8 protein-coding genes are annotated in these 8817 nt (G+C 39.7%); 7 read left to right on the top strand and 1 reads right to left on the bottom strand.

The genetic code is table 11. The annotated features are described in order from the left end of the window. Positions 1–138: 138 nt before the first annotated feature. The 7 genes from LLF28_05345 to LLF28_05375 all read left to right on the top strand — a co-directional run bounded on the left by LLF28_05345 (position 139) and on the right by LLF28_05375 (position 8289). The gene (locus tag LLF28_05345; protein MCE5194870.1) at positions 139–468 is read left to right on the top strand and encodes a hypothetical protein; all 330 of its coding nucleotides are present in this window, start codon (positions 139–141) and stop codon (positions 466–468) included. Positions 469–481: 13 nt separating this feature from the next. Continuing rightward, entirely contained in the window at positions 482–4723 is a 4242-nt protein-coding gene (locus tag LLF28_05350) for a hypothetical protein (protein ID MCE5194871.1), read from the top strand. Next, positions 4720–5289 (top strand): prepilin-type N-terminal cleavage/methylation domain-containing protein, encoded by a 570-nt coding sequence (locus LLF28_05355; protein MCE5194872.1) that lies wholly within the window; start codon positions 4720–4722, stop codon positions 5287–5289. Before LLF28_05350 ends, LLF28_05355 begins: the two co-directional genes overlap by 4 nt. After that, complete coding sequence (locus LLF28_05360) at positions 5264–5683, top strand: prepilin-type N-terminal cleavage/methylation domain-containing protein (GenBank protein ID MCE5194873.1); 420 nt, start codon at positions 5264–5266, stop codon at positions 5681–5683. The genes LLF28_05355 and LLF28_05360 overlap by 26 nt, the downstream gene beginning before the upstream one ends. Further along, a complete protein-coding gene (locus tag LLF28_05365; GenBank protein ID MCE5194874.1) occupies positions 5680–6753 on the top strand; it encodes a PilW family protein in 1074 nt (357 codons plus the stop codon). Before LLF28_05360 ends, LLF28_05365 begins: the two co-directional genes overlap by 4 nt. 77 nt (positions 6754–6830) lie before the next feature. Beyond that, positions 6831–7391: a hypothetical protein gene (locus LLF28_05370; protein ID MCE5194875.1), complete on the top strand. Its 561-nt coding sequence runs from the start codon at positions 6831–6833 to the stop codon at positions 7389–7391. After that, positions 7381–8289 (top strand): putative Ig domain-containing protein, encoded by a 909-nt coding sequence (locus LLF28_05375; GenBank protein ID MCE5194876.1) that lies wholly within the window; start codon positions 7381–7383, stop codon positions 8287–8289. Before LLF28_05370 ends, LLF28_05375 begins: the two co-directional genes overlap by 11 nt. Here LLF28_05375 and LLF28_05380 read toward each other — a convergent pair. Further along, a partial coding sequence (locus LLF28_05380; protein ID MCE5194877.1) for a hypothetical protein occupies positions 8286–8817 on the bottom strand: 532 nt, incomplete at its 5' end. The two genes, LLF28_05375 and LLF28_05380, sit on opposite strands and share 4 nt — an antisense overlap.

The raw sequence follows: 8817 nt of genomic DNA on the forward strand, positions 1-8817 counted from the left end.
CAAAATATTTTGTTGAATAAAGGAAAAGGCTTATTTTACAGAGAATTATATTGTTAAATTTCTGGTATAAAGATTGCATTATGTCAAGATATTAAGAGTGTTTATAATGCAATTTTATAGAATGCAGGAGGACTCAAAATGAGAATAAAACAGATAATTATAATTTTTATAATAGCTTTTTTCGTGATAGGAGTCTTGGGTATTCATGATTCTTATGCTAGAAAAACAGCAAAGACAGTTAACCCAAGCAAAGCAAGAACAGTAGAAGGTATTATTGAATACACAGGGAAAGATTTCATTACTATCAAAGGCAAAAATTACTATATACCAAACTCTGCCCAACTGCTTAATCCATCAGGCGGTAAACTGGATAAAAGTGCTTTTCAAAATGGCAGAAAAGTGACAATATTCTTTAAGCATAATAATATTACCAGCGTTGTAATCCACGAAAAAGCTCTTGCAGAATAAGGGGGAAATTATAATGAGAAAAAACGAGATAATTTTTTATATCATTGGAATTATTATTTCAGTTATTTTTATTTCTCCTCCTTCGAATTTAGAATCCGCAGTAATGGAAGACTATTGTCAGGTTCCGCCTTATGTTATACAGAATGTTCCTGCAAATGTAATGATCATTGTTGATAATTCAGGGAGTATGTTCAATTTTGCATATTCGGATGGTTGGACAACGCCTACAGTCCCACCATATGATGATAATGACTGTACCAATTCAAGTGATCCATGCGACAATTTCACAGAACCCGGGACTTATCCAGCTTATAAATACTACGGATATTTTGACCCTGATTACTGGTACACATATTCCAGCAACAGATTTTCTCCTTCTGCTCCCAAAACAGGAAGCGGTCTTAGCGGCGCTAGAGCGAAATTAAGTTCTGAGTGGGATGGTAATTTTTTAAATTGGCTTACTATGAGAAGGATAGATGTTTTAAGAAAAGTTATGACTGGGGGAAAATCTACAGGTTCCGGACTTAGCACCAGACTCTTGGGAGAGGTAGCGGATGATCCTATAAGAGGAAGATACAAATCAATAACAACAAATGCCGGGGACTATACTGCATACACTGGAACTAAGACATTTACTTTCAGCACTGGAAGCTCTGGGACATCTTCATTTACGGTTTCAGGCGGTAGTTCTTTTAACGTTGACGTGAATGTGGCACTTCCAGGGCAAACTGCTTCCCAGGTTCGGGTTGAAGGTATTCTGCAAAGTGATGTTGGAACAAAAGCAAGGCTGGGTTTGATGTTTTTTAATACTAATGAAGGCGGCACTGTCAGAGTCAGCATTGCTGGGGGAAGTCTGTCTAGTACGGTTAATGAGATTAATCTCACAAGACCCTCTGCAAACACACCTTTGGCTGAGGCTCTCTGGACAGCTGTCGGCTACTTTGCACAACAAAGTTCGATACTTGGGGGACCTGGTCCTCGATATAATTCTGCGGATTTTACCATCAATAATAATAATGATCCCTTTAATTTCGGCACTGGAGGATCGCCGTCATTTCCTTCATGCGCTAAAAGTTTTGTGTTATATATTACTGACGGCGAACCATGCTCTGACGGAAATCTCCCTGCCTCTCTTGCAAGTTATGCTTCAACAAAAGGATCACCATATGTATGCAGTGGCAGCAATTGTCCTGCTGTAGGACCCTTCGCTGGTTCAACTCTGCCTGCATGTTCTGCTGGGGGAAATGTTGCAGGAGTAGAGAGTGTAGCGCTTTATGCGCATACAACTGACCTGAGAAATAATCCTACACTCGGTGTAAATAATATGTCAGGAACTCAAAGTCTTGATCTATATACTGTTCTTGCCTTTGGGAAAGGCTCAACAATTCTAAGATATGCTTCAATTAACGGCGGTTTTGTTGATGTGAATGGAAACGGCATCCCGGATCTTCAGTCAGAATGGGATAATAACGGCGATAATGAACCTGACACTTTTTATGAGGCTAACGACGGTTATGAACTGGAGGCACAGCTTAAAAATGCGTTTTCGAACATTCTAAGCAGGGCATCCTCAGGTACTGCTGCTTCTGTTCTTGCATCAGGAGAAGGCAGCGGGGCAAACATTGTGCAGGCCATATTCTATCCAAGGAGAAGATTCGGAAACGATATAATAAACTGGACAGGCTCTCTTCAGAATCTCTGGTATTACATTGACCCTATGTTTGGAAGCAGCAGCATCAGAGAAGATACACAAAAAGAGACCCCTGCAATGATGGATTTGAAGACTGATTATATTGCTAATATGTATTTTGATGATACTGCTCAGCAGACGAAAGTTCACCGTTGTGTAGACACTGACGGCGATGGAATCGGGAATGATGCCAATCATGATGGGGTATGCGATTATATTAATCCTGATATAACATTAGAGGCATTGAGTCCTGTATGGGAAGCAGGGAAACTTTTATGGGACAGAGACCTTAGCACGTTACCCAGAAAAATATACACCAATTGCCAGATAAGCGGTGGTACGTGCATCGGATCAACAAAGCTAATGTATTTTTCTACTGCTAATGCATCTATTCTTGCGCCGTATTTAAACCTGACAGACCTGAATTCATTAAATGGGACAACAGATGAAGCGTCATATCTAATACGATACATACATGGAGAAACCCTTAGCACAGAAGATACTGACGGAGACGGAATATCGGATACAACCGGAATAGACTTAAACAGCGATGGTATTGATGATTATAGAAGCAGATATGTTCTTATAGGAGGCACAGGCAAAGAATGGAAACTTGGAGATATTCTTCATTCTACTCCGAAAATTTCATCTTGGATACCGCCCAACTATTATCATATAACATATAAAGATACAACATACGGCCCTATCGGTAAAAATCCTTCGGAAGATGATCCTGTAAACAATACAAGGTTTACTGAGACAGCCAAATATAAAAGCAGGGGTATGGTATTTTCAGGTTCGAACGACGGCATGCTTCATGCGTTTAAAATGGGATGGCTTGAACAGACATGGACAGGCAAGCTTAAACATCAAACAGCGAGGCTGAAAAGAACATGTTCGACAACAACGGAGACTACATGTTCTTCCAATGCTGACTGCCCTGTGGGAGAGACATGCCCTTTGCTTGGCGAGGAGATGTGGGCATTTATACCAAAAGGAGCTCTGCCTTATCTTCAGTATGTTGCAAATCAAGAATACTGCCATATCTATTCTGTTGATCTAACACCGTTAATAGTTGATGCGAGCATTGAAAAGCCCGGAACCTGTTCTATCGCAACTAACTACTGGGATTGCGCAAGGGATGTAACCAGCTGGAGAAAAATTCTTATAGGGGGCATGAGACTTGGAGGTGCTTGCAGAAAAACAACAAGCACTTGTACCGACTGTGTTAAAACGCCGATTTTAGATCCGGCTGATGCCACAAAAGGACTAGGTTATTCATCTTATTTTGCGCTGGATATAACTGATGAGAACAACCCGATACTGCTTTGGGAATTTTCAGACGAGCAGCTTGGCTTTTCGACAACAGGCCCTGGGATTGTAAGGATAAGCGCAAGAGACGCAGGAAATAATATAGACAGTTCAAAAAATGGCAGATGGTTTGCTGTGTTAGGATCAGGACCAACAGGGCCTATCGATACAGCAACTAATCAGTTTCTTGCAAAATCAGACCAAAATCTTAGGCTTTTTATTCTTGATCTGAAAGGTCCTGGCTCAGGAGCTTGGACTCTTAACTCGAACTATTGGATAAAAGATACGGGAATAGCAAATGCCTTTTCAGGGTCTCTTGTAAATAGTGTTGTTGACACTCTGCAAACGCAAACTGATTATCAGGACGATGTTGTCTATTTAGGATATGTTAATAAATGCGCTGCTACTAATGGGATTTGTGTTTTGAATACATGGACAGACGGAGGAGTTCAGAGGCTGGTAACAAAAAAAGATATTAATCCTGCAAACTGGACAACAAGCAGTTTGATAAGTAATACAGGGCCTGTAACTTCTTCGATAGCTCATCTAAGAGACACAAGGAATGGGATTCTGTGGTTGTATTTCGGGACTGGAAGATACTATTACGAGCAAAATAGTGTTACAGATGATGCAGACGGTAGGAGACATCTCTTTGGGGTAAAAGAATCATGTTATTCTTTGGCAGGAGGATTTAATTCAGCATGCGGAGCTTCGAACCATCTTAATTTCTGCACAGCCCCTTGTTCAAATGCAGCATGCACAGCACCTCTGTCATGTTCAGATCTGCAAAATGTTACGGATATTGCTAATGTGCCTTCAAAAACCACTGCAAACAGCTCGAGCTTCTATGGATGGTATATTGGGATAAAGGGAACAGGGAATTATACTTTAAATGAGAACGGAACACTTGTAACAAGAGCTTACAAAGCGGAAAGGGTTATAACCGACCCCCTTGCTTCAACAACAGGGTGTGTGTATTTTACAAATTATAAACCTTATGCTGATGACTGCAGTATTGGAGGCAAGAGCAATATTGCGGTATTAGAATATGACACTGGCGGTAATCCTTTGTGTCAAGGTGTAATATTGTTACAGGTATCAACAGGCAGTATTGAGCAGCTAGGGATTCCTAGTGGGACAGGAGATACAAGATTTACTGAATATGTTGAAGGGGTGCCGCCTCCAGGACAAGGTATTTCGGTGATTGGGTCACCCCCGGCAATGAAGAGGACGATACATATTAAGAAAAAATGAAAGACAATAAAGGCATAACACTTATAGAGGTTATTGTTGTAGTGGCAATAATTGCCATTCTTATTATAGCGCTTGGGTTTTCATTTCAGGGATGGATAGGAAAATACAGGGTGGAAAGCGAAATAAAAACTCTTTATATTGATATGATGAATGCACGGGGAAGAGCCATGAACAGAAGCAGAATGCATTTTATTAACTTTCCCACTGCAACATCATATGAGATATTTGAAGACACTAACCCTGCGCCCGACGGCAATATAACACTAGAAACAGCTAATGACACAAGGGTACCCGGATTTGCTGCAGCAAAAACAGTTCTTCACCCAATAACTTGGGCAGGCGGTGTTATTAATATAGATCGAAATGGTGTAACCAGGCCAACAGTAGGTGCGCTTGGCGGCACTATTTGTATTTTTACTGATGGGCCTGATGCAGATACAGATTCTGATTTTGATCCTGATTACGATTGCATTGTGATATCTCCAACAAGAATACGTATGGGAAAAATCTCAACGCAAAATACTGCAGGAGGACTTTGCGATGACAACAACTGTATCCTGCGTTAAAAACAGGGGCTTCAGTCTGGTCGAAGTAATGATAGCTCTGGTTATTTTTCTTTTTGTTTTCCTTGCTCTAATGCAGACGGCTCTTGTGAGCATCGATTCTAATACCAGAAATTTGCTCAGGGATGAGGCAGTTGGAATCGCAGATGCAAGGATGGTGCAGCTCAGGAATCTGGCATTTACAGATGCTGCGCTTACTCAAAATTGGCCTGCCGGCGCTGTTGAAGCAGGGATACCAAGCAATGCAAGAAACCTCGGGAATATTATTTTTACTCCCAGAAGAACTATAAGGGATTTGAATGTCAGAAACAAACAAATAACAGTAACTGTCACTTGGACATGGAAAAATGAAAATTATACCCACAATATCTCAACAATAATAAGGAGTCCTCAATGATGATGAGGAGAGAAGAAGGATTTAGTCTAGTAGAGCTTCTCATTACAATGGTTATATTTGTTTTTGCTATTGCTGCGGCTTCAAGTGTTTTTACTGGTCTTTTGACCCAGTTCAAGCAGCAAAGCAAGATTGTCGAAACTAATATTGAAGGCGCTGTTGGACTTGAGTTCCTTGTATATGATCTTCAGTCAGCCGGATACGGGCTTCCATGGGCTAATCTTCCGGCTTACGCAGAAGCTACCGGAGATCCAGGAGGGCTTAATGACGCATCTGGCAGTGCACCGAAAGGAATAAATAGCGCCAATTCTTGGGATATTGTGAATGGTTCAGACAGGCTTACTATAAAAGCAGCAAATGTTTGCAATAACACTGCATGCAAGAAGTGGACGAATGTCAGGATGAATAATGTTGTTAGAGTATGGACTCCTGCTTTTGAAAGACTTGAGAACAATAACAGGGTTATTGTTATAGACCCTGGAGTTTCAGGAGCTACTATGAAAACTCTGATACAGAGTGGTGCGGCATTTTTTACTTTATATAATAATGATACTCTTAGTGATCCAGATTTTGTTCCTACAAGCCAGAACGATGCTTATTTAGTTTATGGCATTGATGATAACACAAATCTTTTAAGACCATTCAACAGGGCAGATTATTTTATATCCTATGCTAATGTTCCTGCTAGATGTGCTCCGGGCACGGGTGTTCTTCTGAAGGCAGTGTTGAATCAGGGCAATGGGAATTTTAATAATACGCCGATCCTTGATTGTGTGGCCGATATGCAGGTGAGCTTTAGGCTGGATACGGATGGAGATGGAATTCCCGATACTTCAACCAATGCCTTGGCGGGATTAGCGAATGCTTCTGATATTAGAAGCCAGGTAAAAGAAGTCAGAGTTTATATACTTGCGCACGAAGGCCAGATGGATACAAATTACACACATCCGGTTGGCACTATACAGGTAGGTGAAACTGTTGGGCTCGGTCAAAACTTTGTGCTGGGGGCAAATAGGATGAACTACCGATGGAAAATATATACTATCTTTGTAAAAACAGAGAATTTACAATGAGGAATATTGTGCACTACATATTCAAAAAGCATAAAACTAATAGTTTAACTTTTGCCTGTATCAGATCCGATCGCGGAATGGCTTTGGCAATGATCTTAGTTCTTTCAGCCATAGCGCTTATTGTCATGGCAGGTCTTGTATACATGCTTACATCAGGCACCCAAATCTCAGGTCTCCAAAGAAGATACGCAACAGCTTATGAAGCTGGAGTCGGCGGCCGAGACATTATGTATCAAGTAGTTGCAGAAAGAGGAGATCCAAATATTCCTTCATTGACAAACTTTCTTATTCCAGCAACGAATGTGGGAGGGATAAACTGTCTTACAAATAAACTCCTTAGCTATACAGCAGATTGGAACGCAGCATGCAGTAATACTCTTACAATTGACCCTTTAACAGTTACAACATTTGATGTTCGTTATGACCTTGGAAATTATAGAGTATATGCTAAAATTGTTGACACAGTATTAGGGAATTCTGCACCAGACTTTGGTCTAGCAAAAGGCTCTGTTGCTACTACAGACACTGGAGAAATAAAAGTCCCTACAAAACCATTTCTTTATTCTATCGAAATTAATTCGGAAAATATAGTTAATGCTGATGAGCGAGCTAAGATTTCAGTGCTATATGCTTATTAATTTATTCAGAAACATAGTTTATATTGTTATTTTTATTTCATTATTATCCTGCACATCTGATAAACCAGCTGGTTCGTTAACTCCAGAGGGCGAAAAGACAAAAAAAACTCAAAGAAATTACTCAATAGAGATAACTCCTTTTGAAGCAGACAAAAACACTATTTTGAATTTGGCTATATATGGATATAATTTGACTGAGGCTAAGGTTGATGTTATTGAATGGTTTGTAAATGAAACTGCTGATGCATCATCATCGCAATATCAGTTTAATCCAGTCAATGCTAAAAGAGGGGATAATATAAGTGCAAAAGTTGTGATTAATGGTAGCCCCCTTTTTTCAAACATTGTAACAATAAAAAATGCTTTACCTATAATTACAGGTGTAGATATTCGCCCAGATATTGTAAATGGAACTCCTACGCTTGCAGTTCAAGCTTCTTTTTCTGATGCGGATGAAGATGCGGTAAGCTTAAAATATAAGTGGACAGTTAATGGAGAATATGCAGGCGAAGACAAGAAAGTTAATGCGGTTCTAAAACGCGGAGACAAAATTTCTGTGCAAATAACTCCCTTTGATGGTGAAAGTTATGGCAAAACTGTTGTTATAGATCGTGAAATTTACAACATGCCTCCAATGATAGCTGAAAATAAAGAATATGAATATAATGGAAGAATTTTCAAACATCAGGTCAAGGCTTCTGATCCAGATAACGATAAACTAACTTATGAGATAAAAGATTCTCCCGAAGGGATGACAATCAATCCAGATACGGGTTTGATTTTATGGACTGTCCCCAGCGGATTTTCCGGTGATGTTTCGACCACAGTAATTGTTAAAGACGGGAATGGAGGAGTAGTTTCTAATAATTTATTTTTTAGAATTAAGTTAACACGTTAGTCTTGTTTTTTTGGTGTCCCCTGCAGTATTTTATGTTCTTCCTCTTGGAGAGAAATGATTTCAGAATTGTATTTTAGTATTTTATCATTAAGTTCTTTTGCTTTTTGTTCGAACTCCCTTGATTTTCTTATAGATGTGAGTCTGCCTTCTTTCTTCATCTCTTCGTTAAGCTTCTTTTGCTCTGACTTGAGTTGTTCAGCTTTTAACTTAATATCTTCTTTCTTTTTTATGATACCCTTTAGCTTGCTGTCGGTATCGTCATATTTTTTCCCCTTATCGTATTGCTGTGGTTCTGTTTTTTGGTCATTCTCTTCTGTTATCTCAGATGCCGCATTGTTTTTAGTAAGGCTTTTTGTCGTATCTTTAATGCTTTCTATCAGGCTTTTGTCCAGTTCGACTTCGCCGCCGCTTCGGTAGAATTTTATTTTACCGTTTATTTCCTTATAATCTTCGACAATAAATTCTCTGCCGTTTTTAAGGATTATTTTAAAGTTGGCAAAAGCTGACGTGCAGATTAAAAGTACTGCT

The sequence above is a fragment of the Nitrospiraceae bacterium genome, from assembly GCA_021373015.1.
Classification (GTDB): domain Bacteria; phylum Nitrospirota; class Thermodesulfovibrionia; order Thermodesulfovibrionales; family UBA1546; genus JAJFTJ01.